This is a genomic window from Borrelia coriaceae (assembly GCF_023035295.1).
GTDB lineage: Bacteria > Spirochaetota > Spirochaetia > Borreliales > Borreliaceae > Borrelia > Borrelia coriaceae.
In genome coordinates, this window is record NZ_CP075076.1 from 510,230 (window position 1) to 526,545 (window position 16,316).

General features: G+C 29.6%; 12 protein-coding genes. 11 read left to right on the top strand and 1 reads right to left on the bottom strand.

Annotated features, from left to right (window positions below):
* Nucleotides 1-3: 3 nt before the first annotated feature.
* The 7 genes from rpsM to bcCo53_RS02540 all read left to right on the top strand — a co-directional run bounded on the left by rpsM (nucleotide 4) and on the right by bcCo53_RS02540 (nucleotide 5,404).
* Nucleotides 4-381, top strand: coding sequence for a 30S ribosomal protein S13 (gene rpsM, locus bcCo53_RS02510; RefSeq protein ID WP_025408121.1), 378 nt, complete (start codon nucleotides 4-6; stop codon nucleotides 379-381).
* A 30-nt stretch (nucleotides 382-411) separates the two neighbouring features.
* The gene (gene rpsK, locus bcCo53_RS02515; protein ID WP_025408122.1) at nucleotides 412-801 is read left to right on the top strand and encodes a 30S ribosomal protein S11; all 390 of its coding nucleotides are present in this window, start codon (nucleotides 412-414) and stop codon (nucleotides 799-801) included.
* Nucleotides 802-816: 15 nt separating this feature from the next.
* Nucleotides 817-1,848, top strand: coding sequence for a DNA-directed RNA polymerase subunit alpha (locus bcCo53_RS02520; RefSeq protein ID WP_025408123.1), 1,032 nt, complete (start codon nucleotides 817-819; stop codon nucleotides 1,846-1,848).
* An 18-nt stretch (nucleotides 1,849-1,866) separates the two neighbouring features.
* A complete protein-coding gene (gene rplQ / locus bcCo53_RS02525) occupies nucleotides 1,867-2,238 on the top strand; it encodes a 50S ribosomal protein L17 (RefSeq protein WP_025408124.1) in 372 nt (123 codons plus the stop codon).
* 71 nt (nucleotides 2,239-2,309) lie between these two features.
* On the top strand, nucleotides 2,310-3,851 hold the full coding sequence (gene rny, locus bcCo53_RS02530; protein ID WP_025408125.1) for a ribonuclease Y: 1,542 nt from the start codon (nucleotides 2,310-2,312) through the stop codon (nucleotides 3,849-3,851).
* Nucleotides 3,841-4,632: a TIGR00282 family metallophosphoesterase gene (locus tag bcCo53_RS02535; RefSeq protein ID WP_025408126.1), complete on the top strand. Its 792-nt coding sequence runs from the start codon at nucleotides 3,841-3,843 to the stop codon at nucleotides 4,630-4,632. The genes rny and bcCo53_RS02535 overlap by 11 nt, the downstream gene beginning before the upstream one ends.
* Nucleotides 4,613-5,404: a TlyA family RNA methyltransferase gene (locus tag bcCo53_RS02540; protein WP_025408127.1), complete on the top strand. Its 792-nt coding sequence runs from the start codon at nucleotides 4,613-4,615 to the stop codon at nucleotides 5,402-5,404. Before bcCo53_RS02535 ends, bcCo53_RS02540 begins: the two co-directional genes overlap by 20 nt.
* Here bcCo53_RS02540 and bcCo53_RS02545 read toward each other — a convergent pair.
* Entirely contained in the window at nucleotides 5,401-6,159 is a 759-nt protein-coding gene (locus tag bcCo53_RS02545) for a GerMN domain-containing protein (protein WP_025408128.1), read from the bottom strand. The two genes, bcCo53_RS02540 and bcCo53_RS02545, sit on opposite strands and share 4 nt — an antisense overlap.
* Before the next feature lie 101 nt (nucleotides 6,160-6,260).
* On the opposite strand from bcCo53_RS02545, the gene der reads away from it, so the two are divergent.
* Genes der through bcCo53_RS02565 form a run of 4 tightly spaced genes read left to right on the top strand, consistent with a single transcriptional unit; the run spans nucleotide 6,261 to nucleotide 16,311 of the window.
* The gene (gene der, locus bcCo53_RS02550) at nucleotides 6,261-7,565 is read left to right on the top strand and encodes a ribosome biogenesis GTPase Der (protein ID WP_051428654.1); all 1,305 of its coding nucleotides are present in this window, start codon (nucleotides 6,261-6,263) and stop codon (nucleotides 7,563-7,565) included.
* Nucleotides 7,562-8,812, top strand: coding sequence for a hypothetical protein (locus tag bcCo53_RS02555; protein ID WP_025408130.1), 1,251 nt, complete (start codon nucleotides 7,562-7,564; stop codon nucleotides 8,810-8,812). Before der ends, bcCo53_RS02555 begins: the two co-directional genes overlap by 4 nt.
* A gap of 5 nt (nucleotides 8,813-8,817) precedes the next feature.
* A complete protein-coding gene (locus bcCo53_RS02560; RefSeq protein ID WP_025408131.1) occupies nucleotides 8,818-9,504 on the top strand; it encodes an HAD family hydrolase in 687 nt (228 codons plus the stop codon).
* An 18-nt stretch (nucleotides 9,505-9,522) separates the two neighbouring features.
* On the top strand, nucleotides 9,523-16,311 hold the full coding sequence (locus tag bcCo53_RS02565; protein WP_025408132.1) for a SpiroCoCo family coiled-coil protein: 6,789 nt from the start codon (nucleotides 9,523-9,525) through the stop codon (nucleotides 16,309-16,311).
* Nucleotides 16,312-16,316 lie beyond the last annotated feature (5 nt).

Here is a 16,316-nt window from a genome sequence, read left to right on the forward strand (position 1 = left end):
AAAATGGCTAGAATAGCAGGAATAGATTTGCCAAATAACAAACAACTTCAGATCGCTCTTACGTCTATTTATGGCATAGGAAGAGCTAGTGCTTTAGAAATTTGTAAAAAAACAGGTATTTTGCCAGATAAAAGGGCTAAAGATTTAGATAATGATGAGGTTAATAAACTTAGAAAAGTAATTGAGAGTGATTATATTGTTGAGGGGAAGCTTAGAAGTGAGTTAGCTATGTCTATTAAAAGGCTTATGGATATTGCATGTTATAGAGGACTTAGACATAGGAAAGGTTTGCCTTTAAGAGGGCAGAGGACCAAAACTAATGCAAGAACTAGGAAGGGAAAAAGAAAAACTGTGGCTAATAAGAAGATGGCTACTAAATAAAGGTGTTATTGCTTAATAGGAGAGAAAGGTTTGAGTGCAAAAGTATCAACTAATAAAAAAAAGGTCAAAAGAAGTATTGGTGAAGGTAATGTTTATATACAGGCTACTTTTAATAATACAATCGTAACTGTATCAGACATGCGAGGGAATACTTTAGCTTGGGCAAGTGCAGGTGGAATGGGATTTAAAGGTGCTAAAAAATCAACTCCTTATGCTGCTCAGATGACTGCAGAAGCGGCTTTAGGTAAAGTTAAAGATTTTGGCATTAATTATATTAATGTTTTTGTTAAAGGTCCAGGGATTGGTAGAGAGTCTGCTATACGAACTGTTGGAGCAACCGGCATAGTTGTTAAGTCAATTTCAGATGTTACCCCAATACCACATAATGGGTGTAGGCCTAAAAAAACTAGACGAGTTTAGTCAGAGGAGCTATTGATGTCTTTAGGAAAGCTTTTGAAAGATTTTACTATACCTGATAGGATTGAATTTTTAAGAGAAGAGGATGATAGCTCTTATGGAAAATTTGTCATGTATCCTTTTGAAAAAGGTTTTGGTGTTACTATTGGAAACACTTTAAGGCGGGTTTTACTGTCTTCTATTGAAGGGTATGCTGTTTCTGCTATGAGAATTCAGTCTAATCAAGGTGGATCTTTAAAGATCGTTTCAAGTGAATTTGATTTAATACCTGGTGTTGTAGAGGATACTCTTGAGGTAATTGCTAATATTAAGAATATTCATTTAAAGTTAGATGAGGGAGTTGATAGTACAACAATAAGTCTTTCTGTTAATGGGAAAGATACTAGTGTTTTAAAAGCATCGCATTTTGAAAGAGAGGGTATTGAGGTTTTTAATAAAGATTTAGTCATTGCTACACTTTCAAGTGAGGCAGATTTGGATTTTGAATTTCAAATTAATTATGGAAGAGGGTATGTTTCTTCTGAACAGAATGCTAGGTATTTAGAAGAAGTTAATACCATTGCACTTGATTCTATATTTTCCCCAATAGAAAAGGTAACATATTCTGTTGAGGATACTCGGGTTGGACAGAGATCCGATTATGATAAGCTTGTTATGGAAATTTGGACAACAGGTGTAATTAGTGCTAAGGATGCAATTAAAAAGGCGGCTTCTATAGTGAGGGACTTTTTACTTCCATTGGTTAATTTTGAAGATAAGGTTGTGTGTTCTGTTGAGGGTTCTGAGTTTAAGGATTCTGATGTACTTAGTATAAATATTGAAAAATTAAATTTGTCTGTAAGGTCCCTTAATTGTTTAACTAAGGAAAATGTTAAAACTTTAGGAGAACTGATTAGTAAAAGTGCAGAAGAACTTTCAAAAGCAAGGAATTTTGGGAAAAAAAGTTTAGAAGAAATAGTTGAAAAACTTAGTGCTTATGGATTATTTTTGGGGATGTCTAAATCAGAAGCTCTCAAAATATTGAATAAAAACGATAAAATATCTCATTAGAAGGGAGACCATTTTTATATGAAGACTAAGGTAGGATTTAATAGGTTAGATAGGAAATCAAGTCATAGGAAGGCACTTTTAAGAAATATGGTAATTTCTCTTTTTAGGCATGAAAAAATAACTTCTACTAAGGCAAAATTGGATGAAGTTAAGAGATTTGCTGAAAAATTAATTACTAGGGCTAAGAGTGACAGCGTGCATAATAGAAGAGAGGTGTCAAAATTTATACATGATAAATATATTCTTAATAAATTATTTACAAAAATTTCCCCTATCTTTAAAGAGAGAAAGGGTGGTTATACTAGGGTTATTAAGCTAGGACAAAGGTATGGGGATGCAGCTGAGATGGCAATTCTTGAACTAGTTGATAAAACCTTAGAAGAAAAGTAATAGTCTTACATATTAAATTATATCCAAAGGATTTATGTTTAATTGGTTTGGTGGAATAGGGGGTAAGTTGTATGTCATATATTACTTTTTCTTCTATTCTTGCTGGTATTTTAGGTATTGTATTAGGTTTTATAATAAGAATTATTTTAGGTAAATTTTCTTTATTAAATTTAGAGAAAAAGCTAAGAAAAGTACAAGAAGAGGCAATCTTAGAGATAGAAAATGAAAAAAAACGAGTTATTTCACATGCAAAAGCTCAAATGCTTAAAGAGAAGAACCAGCAGGATAGGGAGATAAGAGAACGAAAAAATGAAGTTTTTAATTTGGAGAGAAGATTATTACAAAGAGAAGAGACTTTAGATAAGAGAATATCAGCTCTTGATAAGCAGCAAAGTAGGATTGATTTTAAGCTTAAGGAATTTGAGCAAAAGGAAAAAATAATACGAGATAAGGAATTATCTCTTGTTAAAAAGTTAGAAGATATTGCTGGCCTTACAAAAGAAGAAGCAAAAAAAATTGTAATTGAAAAGATTGAAAATGAATCTAAAAGAGATGCTCAAATCATTATTAATAAGAGTGAACAAGAAGCTCAACTTTTAGCGGATAAGGTAGCTAAAGATATATTGGTCTCTACTATGCAACGCATAGTAACAGAGGTCAGTTCTGAGTTTACAGTTACTTCCGTTGAGCTGCCTAATGATGAGATGAAAGGTAGAATCATCGGTAAAGAGGGCCGTAATATTAGGGTTCTTGAAACATTAATAGGTGCAGATATTATTATTGATGATACTCCTGAGGCTGTTGTTATATCTTGTTTTGATCCAGTAAGAAAAGAAATAGCTAAAAGAACTCTTGAGAGACTCGTTTCAGACGGGAGGATTCATCCTGCAAGAATTGAAGAAATTGTCTATAGTGTTACTAATGAGGTCAACAATATTATTCTTGAAGAAGGCGAGAAGGCAGTATTTGATTTAAATATACATGGATTTGATAAAAGGCTTATTAGAGGTCTTGGAAGGCTTTACTTTAGAAGCAGTTATGGTCAGAATGTTTTAAGCCATTCAAAAGAAACAGCAATAATTGGAGAAATTTTAGCTAAGGAGATGAAATTAGATCCTGTTGTTGTTAAAAGAGCATGTCTTTTGCATGATATTGGAAAGGGGATGGAGAGTATTTCTGAGAATAGTGAAGGGCATGCTATTACTGGTGCTGAGCTTGCTCAAAGTTGTGGAGAAAGCGATATTGTGGTCAATGCTATTGCTGCTCACCATAATGAAATAAAGCCTGAGAGTTTTGAGGCTATCGTTGTGCAAATAGCTGATGCTATTTCTGCATCTCGTCCTGGTGCAAGACGTGAGAGTTTGAACAATTATATAAGTAGACTTAAGAGACTTGAAGAGATTGCATATGGATTTGAGGGTGTTCAGAAATGTTATGCAATTCAAGCGGGTCGTGAGGTTAGAATCATTGTTGATAATTTATTAGTTAATGATGAAAAAGCTACTATTCTTGCAAGAGACATTGCCAAAAAAATAGAAATTGAAATGAGATATCCTGGTAAAATCAAAGTTACTATTATTCGTGAAACTAGAGTTATTGAGTATGCAAGATAATGATGTGATTAGAGCCTTGATCATTGGAGATATTATAGGTAATGGGGGACTTAAAAAGGTTTTTTTTAATCTTAAAAATCTTAAGGAGAAGTATAATATAGATTTGACAATCGTTAATGGAGAAAATTCTTCAGGTGGTTTTGGAATTTCTCCTGAGATAGCAGAGAATCTTTTTAAAGCAGGTGTAAATGTTATTACGACTGGTAATCATGTTTATGCAGATCATAGTATAAGGGAATATTTAGATAAGCAGGAATATATTTTAAGACCAAATAATTTTTCCGATTTACTTGAGGGGCATGGTTATTGTATTTTAAATATTAAAAAAGAAAAGGTTGCTGTTATAAACATTCAGGGATTTTTAGGAATGACTTTTATTGTTAAAAACCCTTTTGAAAATATAAAAAAAATTGTGAATATGATTAGAAGTAAAGTTAAAACTATTTTTGTTGATTTTCATGCTGAGAGTAATTATGAGAAAGAGAGCTTTGGATATTTTTTAAATGGGTTGGTAACGGGGGTTGTTGGTACGCATACTCATATAATGACACAAGATGAGCGAATCCTAGATAAAGGTACTGCTTATATTAGCGATCTTGGGATGACTGGTAGTTTGAACTCTGTGATAGGATTTAATCCTGAGATTTCTCTTAAAGGATTGCTTGAATATGTAGTTTTAAGAACAGAAACTGTTGAAGAGGATGTTATTATACAGGGGGTTGTTATTACTTCTCATTTAAAGACAGGACGTGCTCTGAAAATTGAAAGAATACAGAAATAGTTTGTTAAATATTCTTTGTAAAAATTATCCAAGTTTAACAAGAGAAGAATTGAGGATTTTAATTTTAACTGGTAGGGTTTATGTCAATTCTCACAAAGAAAGAAATCCTAAGGTTTTATTGTTTAAAAATAGTAAAATAGACTTAGTAGAGGGTAAATCTAGGCAATTTGTTTCAAGAGGAGGAAATAAACTTTTTGAATCTTTAGAATCATTTAATATTACAGTTAAAGATAAAATTTGTATTGATGTTGGTGCTTCGACGGGTGGTTTTACAGATTGTCTTTTACAAGGTGGTGCAAAGTTAGTCTATGCAGTTGATGTTGGATTTAATCAACTTTCTTATAAACTAAGAACTGATCCTAGGGTTAGAGTTTGTGAAAAGACTAATATTTTTGATATTAAACAATTTGATGTACAACCTAATTTAGCTGTTATCGATGTTTCTTTTCGTTCTGTAATAAGTATATGTGCAAATTTAATTGATAGACTTTCTGATAATCTTATTGTTGTTCTTGTTAAACCTCAATTTGAGCTTAAAGGATTAGATTTATATATAAAAAATTTTAATGGTATAGTTGAAAATAGGTATTTAAGTAAGATATTAGATAAGGTAATTAAAAAGTTTTATTATAATAACTTACAAATTAAAAATATATTAAAGCTTACAACTAAAGGACGGAAGGGCAATCAAGAATTTATGTTTCTGGTTGTTAAAGATAGTTCAATAAATCTTGAGAAATCTCTTGGACTTCTTGGCGATATTAAGTTTTAATATTTTGCGAGTTTGTGGTTATCTAAGGTCCCTGAAAAATCTAAATTTAAATCCTCAAGTATTATTGGATTGTTTTCAATTTTTAACGTTATTCCATTTATGCCTTGAATTTCAAGACATGTTAAAACAATTTGCTTGATCTGATTGATTGTTCCTTCTACTCCAAAACTATTTTCATAAAACTCTTTAGATAAATTGATATGAGCAATTCCATCATTTATACTTAAGTTTAATATTTTGGTATTGATAGGAATTAGACTTAAGAAATTATTTTTGAGTTCATATTCATTAGGCCCGTTAATTAGAGATTTTAATGTTTCGTTTAGAATATTTTTATCGTATTGAATAGTTCTTTTAATCCCTTGTTTTAGGAAATGTCCCTCAGCTGTAACTTTTATAAAATATAGCTTAATTTCCTTTTTATTTTTTAAGTGTTTTTGTTCTTGATATTTAAATTCTTCTTCTATTTTTTGTATTTCGGGTGGTTTGATTAAAAATTTTTCATTGTTAAGTATTTGAATAGTTTCGCTTTTTGCATTATCGAGCATTGCTTCTATCTTATTTGGTTTTGATTGACTAAATTCAAAATTGTCATTATTTCCAACTTTTTCATTGAATATATTTTTAATGAGTGAATTTTTGACGATCAGTAACAAGCACAATCCTGTTAAGGATACTGCAAATAATATTAAAAATGTATCTATATGATTAAAGTTACTTTTTTTTCTTCTACTATTCTTTTTTTTCCTTTTCAATTGGATATCCAGTTATAATTGGCATAAAGCTGTAATATTTGATATTATAATAAAAATACCTACATAAAAAAAGAGGCAGGTTAGCTTTGATTGATTCTAAATTGAAAGATTATAAAAGTGTTCTTATTGCTGGCAGGCCAAATGTTGGAAAATCTACTTTGTTTAATAAGCTTTTAGGTTCAAATAGAAGTATTACTGATGAAATTTATGGAGTTACTAGGGATGTGATAAAGGAGATTTGCACAGTAGATTTTTATAAGTTTTATTTGATTGATGTTGGTGGATTTACCCTTGCAAAGGATGAACTTAGCAAGCTTGTGGTTAATAAGTTTATAAGTTTACTTGATAGTGTTGATTTAATATTACTTGTTTTGGATGTAAATGAAATGTTATCAGAGGATTATGAGCTTATTGATCGGTTAAGAGAATATAGTGATAAGATAATTTTGGTTTTAAATAAAATCGATAGTCATCACAGGGAAGTCTTGGGTTATGAATTTCACAAATTGGGTTTTAAGAAGATCTTTTTAATTAGTGCGACTCATGGAAAAGGAATTAATAGTTTAAGAATTTTTTTGAAAAACTCAGTAGGCACATTGGAAAGTGATGATGATTTTATTGATATTAAAATTGGGATTATCGGCAAGCCAAATTCAGGAAAGTCTACTCTTATTAATTCTTTAGCAGGATGTGAAGTTTCAATTGTGTCTTCTATGGCGGGTACTACAAGGGATTTTATTAAATCAAGATTTAAAAGGAATGGTAAGACATTTGAACTTATTGATACGGCTGGAATAAGGCGGAGATCAAGAGTAAGTGAACTTATTGAACATTATTCTGTGAGTAGAGCTTTAAGAGTAATTGATATGGTGGATATTGTCTTTTTATTAGTTGATGTTAAAGAAGATTTGACGATGCAAGATAAAAAAATTGCTCATTATGCAACTAAACGAGGAAAAGGGATTATTATTGTTTTTACTAAGTGGGATCTTGTAAAGTCAAAGAGCGGTTGTTTTGAGGCTTTAAAGGAGCGTGTTAGGTTTTCTTTTCCAATTTTGAGTTTTTCTCCCATATTAAAGATATCTGTTCATAACAAAGAGGGATTAGATAATCTTTTTAAAGAAGCAATTAAATTAAAAAAACAGCTTGAACTTAAAATAAGTACATCTGATTTGAATAAGATGTTAAGTTTATGGATTAAGGATTATCATTTGAATGCTTCACATAAAGTTAGATATATAACTCAGATTGGTATTAATCCTGTTAAGTTTATTTTATTTGCGAATAGAATAACTAATTTTCCAAATTCTTATTATAATTATTTAGTAAATAATATTCGTAAAATTGGTTATTATAACATTCCAGTTTTAATAGAACTGAGAAAAAAAACAAGAGACTTAAAGTGAGATATATATTTTTATTTTTTATAATTGCCAATCTAAATCTCTTTGCCTTTGAGAATTTTTTTTATGATTTTAGTGTAAGGGCAAACTATGCACAATATTTTAATTCAAGGAATACTGCTTTTAAGATAGAACCTCAAAAATATTATATTTCAGATGATTATTATGTTGAAGTATCAAATTCAATATTGGGAGATTATGCTTACTATTCCTTTTTTAATCGCAAAGATGGTGTGTCTTACATTTTTCCAGGCTCTTATGTAATTAAGGTTGGGAAATATGGTATTGAACAGGTAAAGATATTTTTCTTAAATAGAGCAGATACTTTTATTAGGATTAAAGCAGGCGATGTTTATTCCAGTGCTGATTTTTATTTAATCAATACTTTCATTTATAAAGATATTAAATTGCCCTTTAAAATCATTGATATTGCTACTGGTTCTTTTCTAGAAGTAGCTAGATATATTAGTAATTTTGTTGATTTTGAGCTTTTTAGACCCAGGTATCTTGAGGCTTATGATAATATTTCTAATATTGTTGACAGTTTGAGATCATTTTTGAAGTTCTTTTCATTATCTGAGGTTAATGATGGGGCAATGAATGAATTGGGTGAAATGGTGTATATTAGGACGGGCGAGCCTCAAAGGCAACCTTTAGGATTTAATTGTTCTGGATTTGGTAAATGGGTAGCAGATTCAATTTATAAGGCAATGACAGGAAAGCTTTTGAAAATAAGGGATCTTAAGGTTAAGCATATTGGTATTAGAGGTAATAGTTTTACTAAGTACTATGAATTTAGTAGGGATCCATTTTTTGGACTTGATTGGACTCGTAATATTGCCTATAAGCTTAAAAATATTAATGCTGATCTGGATTTATCTAAGGTTAAGGAGTTGGATGTCAATAATATTGGTTTTCTTAAATATATTGAAAGTCGTGGATATTCGATTGATAATTTAGAGTTTATTTTATATTATTTAGCCTTAAAGGAGCCTGGTCATATGTATTTTGGCTCTATTAATACAACAATTGATGGGTTTCCAGGTAAGGTTTTTCATAAACATATTGTCGTGTTGTTTCCATTTATTGATAAGGAATCTATTTTTAGGGTATCTGTAATGGAAGTTAACGATGAAACTTCAATTAAATCACTTAAGAGTCGGTATCCAAATTCATATATTCATTTAGTTAGGGCCAAGGTTCCAAAGAATGTATCTATAGTGCCACTACTAAAAAGGATAAGTAATTAAATATTATGATAAAGGCTGTAGTGTTTGATCTTGATGGAACTCTTTATCCTGAAATTAGTATGAATTTAGCGATGTTACCTGAGTTTTTAAAGAATATTAAATTTTTTTTAGCTTTCAAAAAGGTAAGAAAGGAAATCAGGGTTTTACAAAGTGGGAAAAGTGCTCCTTCTAATAGAGATGAGTTGATGTCTATGCAGCTTGAAATGCTTTCTAATTATCTAGGTGTTGATAAGACTAGGTGTGAATTTTTATTAGATAAAATATATTACGGTAAATCTTTTAGTAATAAGTTTAAAAAGTTTAAGCCGTATGTTGGTGTGCATGATTTGATTTATTCTCTTAAATCTAAGGGAATAAAATTAGGAGTAATGTCAGATTTTCCTATTGCAAATCGTATGAGTAATTTGTTAGGCATTAAAGATGATTTTTGGGATATTCTTTATTCATCAGAAGATACCGGTTACTTAAAACCGAATAAGATGGCTTTCTTAAGGATTATAGATGAATTAGGTATAGGTAGTAATCATATTTTATATGTTGGCAATTCTTATGAATATGATATTTTGGGTGCTAGTGGTGTATTTATGAGAACAGCTTATCTTGCTAAAAAAAAGTTGTTTAAAGATATTAAGTGTGATTTTATCTTTAGTAATTATAAAGACTTGCAAAGATATATACTTTTAAATATATAGAGTGTGGATAAAATATTTATGATAGATTTTGTAACCGTTTTGGTTAATCTTGTATTGGTTTTTGTGATTTTATTAATTTATAGGCATTATGATAGACGTTCAAGGGCTTTAGATAAGATTAAGAAATTTATTGATATTGCTAAGGATAACCTTGAGGATTTTATTGATGAGAAGACAAAAGAGATTAATAATCTTGCTGTTGATATGGAAGCGTATCAACGTTCTAGTATAGAGATTATAAAAAGGATAGATGAAGTCCAGCATAAAATTAAAAATAAGAGCAATGATTTTGCAGAAGTTGAAAAAAAGATTGCTTATCATGATTCTATGCTTAAAGATTTGGATGACATGGCCCTTAAGGTGCAAGATAATATACAACGACTTCAAGTGGATGGGAAAATAGTAGATAAACTTTCAAAAACCTTAAAGAATTTTAATTCTCAGATTGATTCTATTGATTCTAGATTAGGTACAGTGTTTGATAAATTTGATAAGACGAATAGGGAGAGTCTTGAGAGTATCAAGATTGAGAGTTGGGATAAGTTTGATAACACTATTAAAGATTTTAGTGTAAGAATGGATAAGTTGGACAGAGAGCTTATGTCTTATCAAGAATCTTTGGTAATGATTGAAGAGAAAAAGAGAGAGATTTTGGATAAAGGGAATGAAAAGCTTGAGAATGACTTTAAGGAGTTTTTATTTAAAATTGAAACCAGCATAGATAATTATAATAAGTCAATGGAAGATTCTTTTAATATATATGAAACTAAATATAAATCAATAGAAAATTCTCTTGATCTTATTGTAGAACAAGCTAAGACTAAAATTCATGATAAAGAAGACTTTATTTTTGCTAAATTGAATGAGGAACTACAGATAAAATTTGATGAAGTCTTTATGTATGTTGATGATCGTTCTAAGCAAATAAAAGACACACTTGAAGGCAAGTTGGTGTTAGTAGACAATGAGATTTCTTCTCTAAGTTCTGTTTTTAAGGACAGTGTCTATTCTAGATTGAATTCTCTTGAAGAGACTATAAGACAAGAGATGCGGCAATATGAAGAGCAATTTTCAGATATTTTAGAGCAGTTTAGAGTGCAACTTGAATCTAATGTTGGTGATATTTATAGAGAGTATGATAGTAAGATTAATCAATTTGATAAGGAAATAAGAGATAGGATAGATGGTAGTTTGAAGGATGCTAATTCTAGGATAGAGAGTGTTCAAGGTGGTGTTAGGATGTTGCTTGATGATCTTGAAGATGATTCTAATAGAATATATGTTGAATTTAAGGAAAAAGTTAAAGAGGATATTGGTAGTTTTAGCAATGATATATTCTCAAGAATGAATGATATTGGAAACGAATTCGAATTTAAACTTTCAAATATCAGTATAGATATTCAAGATAGGTTTTCCAAGTTGGATAGTAACTTAAGTTCAGAGCTTAAAGAAATGAATGAAAGATTTGTTAATGATTATTCATCTTTAGATAATAGTATTAATTTAAAGTATCAGACTCTCTTAGAAACTCTGAATTTAAAGAGTAGTGAATTAGAAGTTCAAATAGAGGGCAAGTATAAAAATATTGCAGATAAGTTTGAGCGTGATATTGATGATTTTACTATTAGATATAATGAAAGATTTACTAAAATTGCTGAAAAATCAGATTATGATTACCAAAATTTTGAAATTACTAGTAACAAACTAAATGAAGAAATAAATTCTTTAAATGATTTATTAGTTCAAGACTTTGAGAGTTTAAGGAGGGATTTCGAATCCAAGTTGAGTAGTATAAGTGCTGATATTAATGCAGAAGTGTTTAATTTGAAGAGTCATTATGGAGAGGATATAGGTAAATTTGTTAAGCAGATGGAAGCTGACAAATTACAGCGTGAAAGTTGGCAAAAGGAAGCGAGTTTAAATTTAGAAGACATTAAATCCCAGTTAAATAATACCAATGAAGAATTTTTGAATTTGGTTGAAACGCAAAGGATTAAGGGCAAAGAACTTAGTGAAAATATTTTCAATGAACTCTCAGAACATATTCAAAAAAAAGCAATGGATATGCATACTAATTGGAAAAATGAGATTGTTGTTTTAAACAAGTCTTTACTTGATATTAAGATTTCAAGTGAAGACTTACTCTTATCAGCTTCTTCAAAGATCGATTCTCTTGAAAAAGATTTTAATGTGAGACTTGAATATGTTACATCAAAGACAGAAGACTTTGAGAGTTCAATATTAGATAAGTATAAAGAATTAAGAGATATATCTTATGATAAGAGTGAAGAAACCTTATCAGGGATTAAAGAATTTATTGATAATCAAGCTGAAATAATTCATGATAAAATTATTATGATGCTTAATGGGCTTAATGAAGACTTTTCGAATAAAGAAAATTTAATTAAAGACAATATAAGTGAACTTGATTATAGACTTAAAGATTTTAAGCTTGAGTGTGAAGAGCTTTTAAATAAGCTTAGATCAGAACTTGATGGGTTTATTGAATCTAGGATGAACAAGGTTTCTGAGATTAAGATAGATAATCAGAAACAGATAGATGCTTTTTTAAATAAAATATCAGAAGATATCTTAAGTAAAAGAGATATGCTTAATAATGAGGTAGATAGTAAGCTTAATGATTGGCAAGGTAAGTTAAGTGAAATATCGGTTAATATTGAGAACGTATTATCTTCAGGAAAGATTGATATAGATTTGATTGATTCTGATATGAATTTAAAGATTAAAGATCTTAAGAGTACTTTTGAAGGGCTTGAGAGTTATTATCTTGAAAAGATAGATGAGTTTAGAAATCAAGGTAATGTATATGCCGATGAGCTTTTAAAGAACCTTATGAGTCATTTTGATTCAGATACTAAGGAGCTTGAGGAAAGTTTATCTAAAAAATTTGCTACGGTTTTAGAACGGTCAGAAGAGTTTGTTAAGGAAGTTGATAGTTTACTTAAGGATAAAAGAACAGATATTGCTTCGTTTCAGGCAAGTATTGATATTATCATTGATTCTCTTAATTCAAGATTCAATGATGTGAATAGGGAAATTAATGAAAAATATAGTAAAGTAATATCTGATTCTAGAGAGTATTCAGAAACCCTTGCAAATAAATTGGAGAATGAAATAGGATATGAGATTGAAAATGTAAATAGAAGACTAACAGATAAAATGGATATTCTTAGTAAGAATATGGATGATAATTTAGATCAATTTAAATCATCTTTTGAGATTTCAAAGTATCAAGTTGAAAATTTTGAAATTAAAATTAAGGACATAATAGAAAAAGAAGAGCTAAGATTTAGCGAAGTTCTTAAAGAAATTGAACAACAGTATAGAGTTAGACGAGAAGAAGCAATTGATTATAAGAGAAGCATAAATAATGATATTATTCAGCTAAAAGAACAGTTTAGAAGCGTAATTAATGAACTTAAGAATAATATTGAGGATAAATCCGAGTTTTTAAATGATCTTTATAAAGAAAGATTTAAGATTATTGAGAATAATTTTGAAGAGAGATATTCAACGTTTTTTATTGAGAGTGAAGGGGCTATTTCAAAGATTAGAGATGAAATATATAAGATACTTACAGATAATGATGAACATTTAAGGGCAAAAATTTCTGAAATGGATCATAATTTTGAAATAATTGAGGGAATGTCAAAAGAAATTTCAAAATTTGAAGAAGATTTAAGAAAGAGAATCGAAGAGGATAGTGATACCATATATCATCAATTTGGTGTCATTAAATCTGATGTTGAGAAGGAAATGAAAGAGCAATTTGATCTTTATATGAAAAAAGCTACTGCTGCAATTAATGAAGAGATGGAAAAATATGAAAATGGTATTAATGAGAAAATATCTGCTATTAAGTTAATTGAAGATAATTTTGAGATAATAGAGAGAGATTTAAAGTATAAAATTGGCGAGTATCATAATGAAATAGACAAAGTCCTTGATGTAAGATATATGGAGCTTGAAAGTAAATATGATGAGCGGCATTTACTTATAGAGAAGAAGATAGATGATAAGACTAATTTAGTTGATGGGCTTATTGCAGATAAATATGCTGAACTTGAAGGTAAATATGATGAGAGATATTTGCTTATAGAGAAGAAGATAGATGATAAGACTAATTTAGTTGATGGGCTTATTGCAGATAAATATGCGGAGCTTGAAGGTAAATATGATGAGAGGCAGTTGATTATAGAGAAGAGAATAGATGATCAAGCTAATTTGGTTGATGGGCTTATTGCAGATAAATATGCTGAACTTGAAGGTAAATATGATGAGAGGCAGTTGATTATAGAGAAGAGAATAGATGATCAAGCTAATTTGGTTGATGGGCTTATTGCAAGTAAGTATGCTGAACTTGATAACAAGTATTCTAATATGCATCTTGAGATGGAAAATAGATTAAATACATGTATTTCTGCGTTAGGTAGCCAACTTTCCCGTTCAAGTGAAAAGATGGATGGGGAGATTAAAGAACAATGGAAAAATCTTAGTGAACTTAAGTTAAGTTTGGAAAATATTGAAGGGGGTGTATTAAAACTTAAAGAGGATTCTTACTACAATGTATCATCTCATCTTAAACTTCTTGAGGAAGATTTTTTTAAAGATTTAAAGGAAAGAAGTGATAGTTTAAAAGGTTCTTTGGAAAGTTTTGTGGCATATTCAGATCAGAGAATTGAAAATTTAGAGAGAGAGTTAATTAAGAACTTAGAAGATAAGGCAAGCATTATGAAGAATTTTAAGGTTGAAATTGAGAGGGAACTTGTACTTAATAAAGAAAGTTTATATTCAGAGTTTGATAAAGAGTTTGAGATTAAAAGAAGAGATGTGGAGAGTAAGATAGTTTTTCTGGAAACTAATCTTACCGGCCGGATAGATGAGTTTATTAAACTTGTAGATGATCGTACAAATAATGTTAATTCTTGGTTTTTAAAAGTTAAAGATGATATTACAAATTGGCAAAAAAGTGCTTACAAAGAGCTTGAAGAACAAGCTAGTATTACAAAAAGAAGTTTACATGAAATTAAAAGGGATGTTTCTGCTATTGAGAGTAATTTTGAAGGCATTAAAGATAGTGTTAATCAGAGAGCAAAAGAAATTTCTGATCATTTGAATGCGGATATTAAGGAATTTGAAAATAGATCTTATCTTAATTTGAAAAATATTTCAGATGATGTTCAGGGTAAAGTTTTAGATGTTGAAAATTTCATGGACTTTAAGATTAAATCTATCAATGAAAAAATAAGTTCTCATGTTGAAGATCTTGCGACACAAGTGGAAATTAAGTTTTTAAGTCAACAAAAGGATATTGAAGATAAGATCATTGAAGCTAATGAAAAATTGGAGTATGAATTCAATTTAGTGTTTTCTAGACTTGAAAAAGAAAAGCAAGATATTGTAAATAAATTTGCAAATGATAAGGGTGGTTTTGATGCCCAAGTAAAATTGATTCAAGATGATATTTTAAATCTTTCTGAGAAGGTGAATACATATAGAATTGATATTGAGAAAACAATTAGAGAAAATTATGATTCTTTTTCTAGTTCCATGAGAGAAGAATATGTTGCGTTTGAAAATGAGATTAAGAATAATTTGAATTATTCAGAAGAAGGGATAAAAATTTTAAGAGATAACTTAGAGCTCCAAGTTAGTGGTATAGAATCTGAATTTAGGGATAAATATGAACTCATGATTAAAGGTATTGATGATAATGTATCACAACTTAAGATGAAAGTATTAAGCTATGATGGTGAACTTAATAATTTTATAGATGAGATTAAGAATGATTTCATTGTATATAAGGCTGATTTGAGAGAAGAGTTTGATAGTAGCTATACTGTCATGAGCTCTAAGCTTGAAAATTTTAAGAGACTTGAAGTTGAGCTAGATAAAAATAGTGAGCTTCTTAAAGAAGTTTATTATTTTAAAGATAAATTAGAGGAGTTGAGGGAAACTTTAGCAAATGAAATAAATCTTGTTAAAGGGTATAAAGGTGATTTTGAAAGTATCGCTAGAGAAATTGGAGATATTAAAATTAGAGCATCAGACGTTATTGAGGTATTTAATGATTTAAAGAAGCATCAAATAGATATTGAGGGGATTAAAAAGGATCTTGCTCAATTTCTTGATTTTTATGCTTCCTTTAAAGAGAGATATAAGAAATTTATAGAATCTTATGATGAAATACAGGTTTATAAGACTAAACTTAAGGAAATAAGGGAAACTCAGAATGATATCCTTGATAGTTATGATAGGATTAGTAATAAAGATAGCATATTAAAGTCTACATTAGAATCTGTTGATAGAAATTTTGATTTGATAAATGAAATAGAAAGTAGAATGCATGTCTTATTTAAAGAAAGCTCTGGTTTTGAACAGAGTCTTGGTGAGTTAAAAGGGATTATGTCAGAACTACTGGTAAGTAAAGATTTATCACAAGAAGTCCTAAATAATGCTCAAACTCTTAAGGATATGCTAGTAGAGATTGAGAGTAAATTGGAACATACTAGAAGTATAAGAGAAAAGGTTGCAAAATCTGAGACTCGTCTAGAAAACTTAAATATTGCTGCTGAAGAGAGAATAAAAACCCTTGGAATTCTTGTAAAAACAGAATCTAAGTATAAAGATAATATTGGTCTTGCTAATGAGACAGTTAGAGATTCTGTCATTAAGCTTATGAAACAAGGTTGGAGTGCTTTGGAAATTTCAAGAGCTACCAAGTTATCTCTTGGAGAGGTTGAGCTTATTTTGGAACTTGGAATTATTAGTAAAAATGACGATTAAAAGGA

Excerpts from the sequence above, each read along its gene's own strand:
- rpsM (WP_025408121.1), top strand. The coding sequence starts at position 4 with ATGGCTAGAATAGCAGGAATAGATTTGCCAAATAACAAACAACTTCAG.
- bcCo53_RS02520 (WP_025408123.1), top strand. The coding sequence starts at position 817 with ATGTCTTTAGGAAAGCTTTTGAAAGATTTTACTATACCTGATAGGATT.
- rplQ (WP_025408124.1), top strand. The coding sequence starts at position 1,867 with ATGAAGACTAAGGTAGGATTTAATAGGTTAGATAGGAAATCAAGTCAT.
- rny (WP_025408125.1), top strand. The coding sequence starts at position 2,310 with ATGTCATATATTACTTTTTCTTCTATTCTTGCTGGTATTTTAGGTATT.
- bcCo53_RS02535 (WP_025408126.1), top strand. The coding sequence starts at position 3,841 with ATGCAAGATAATGATGTGATTAGAGCCTTGATCATTGGAGATATTATA.
- bcCo53_RS02560 (WP_025408131.1), top strand. The coding sequence starts at position 8,818 with ATGATAAAGGCTGTAGTGTTTGATCTTGATGGAACTCTTTATCCTGAA.
- bcCo53_RS02565 (WP_025408132.1), top strand. The coding sequence starts at position 9,523 with ATGATAGATTTTGTAACCGTTTTGGTTAATCTTGTATTGGTTTTTGTG.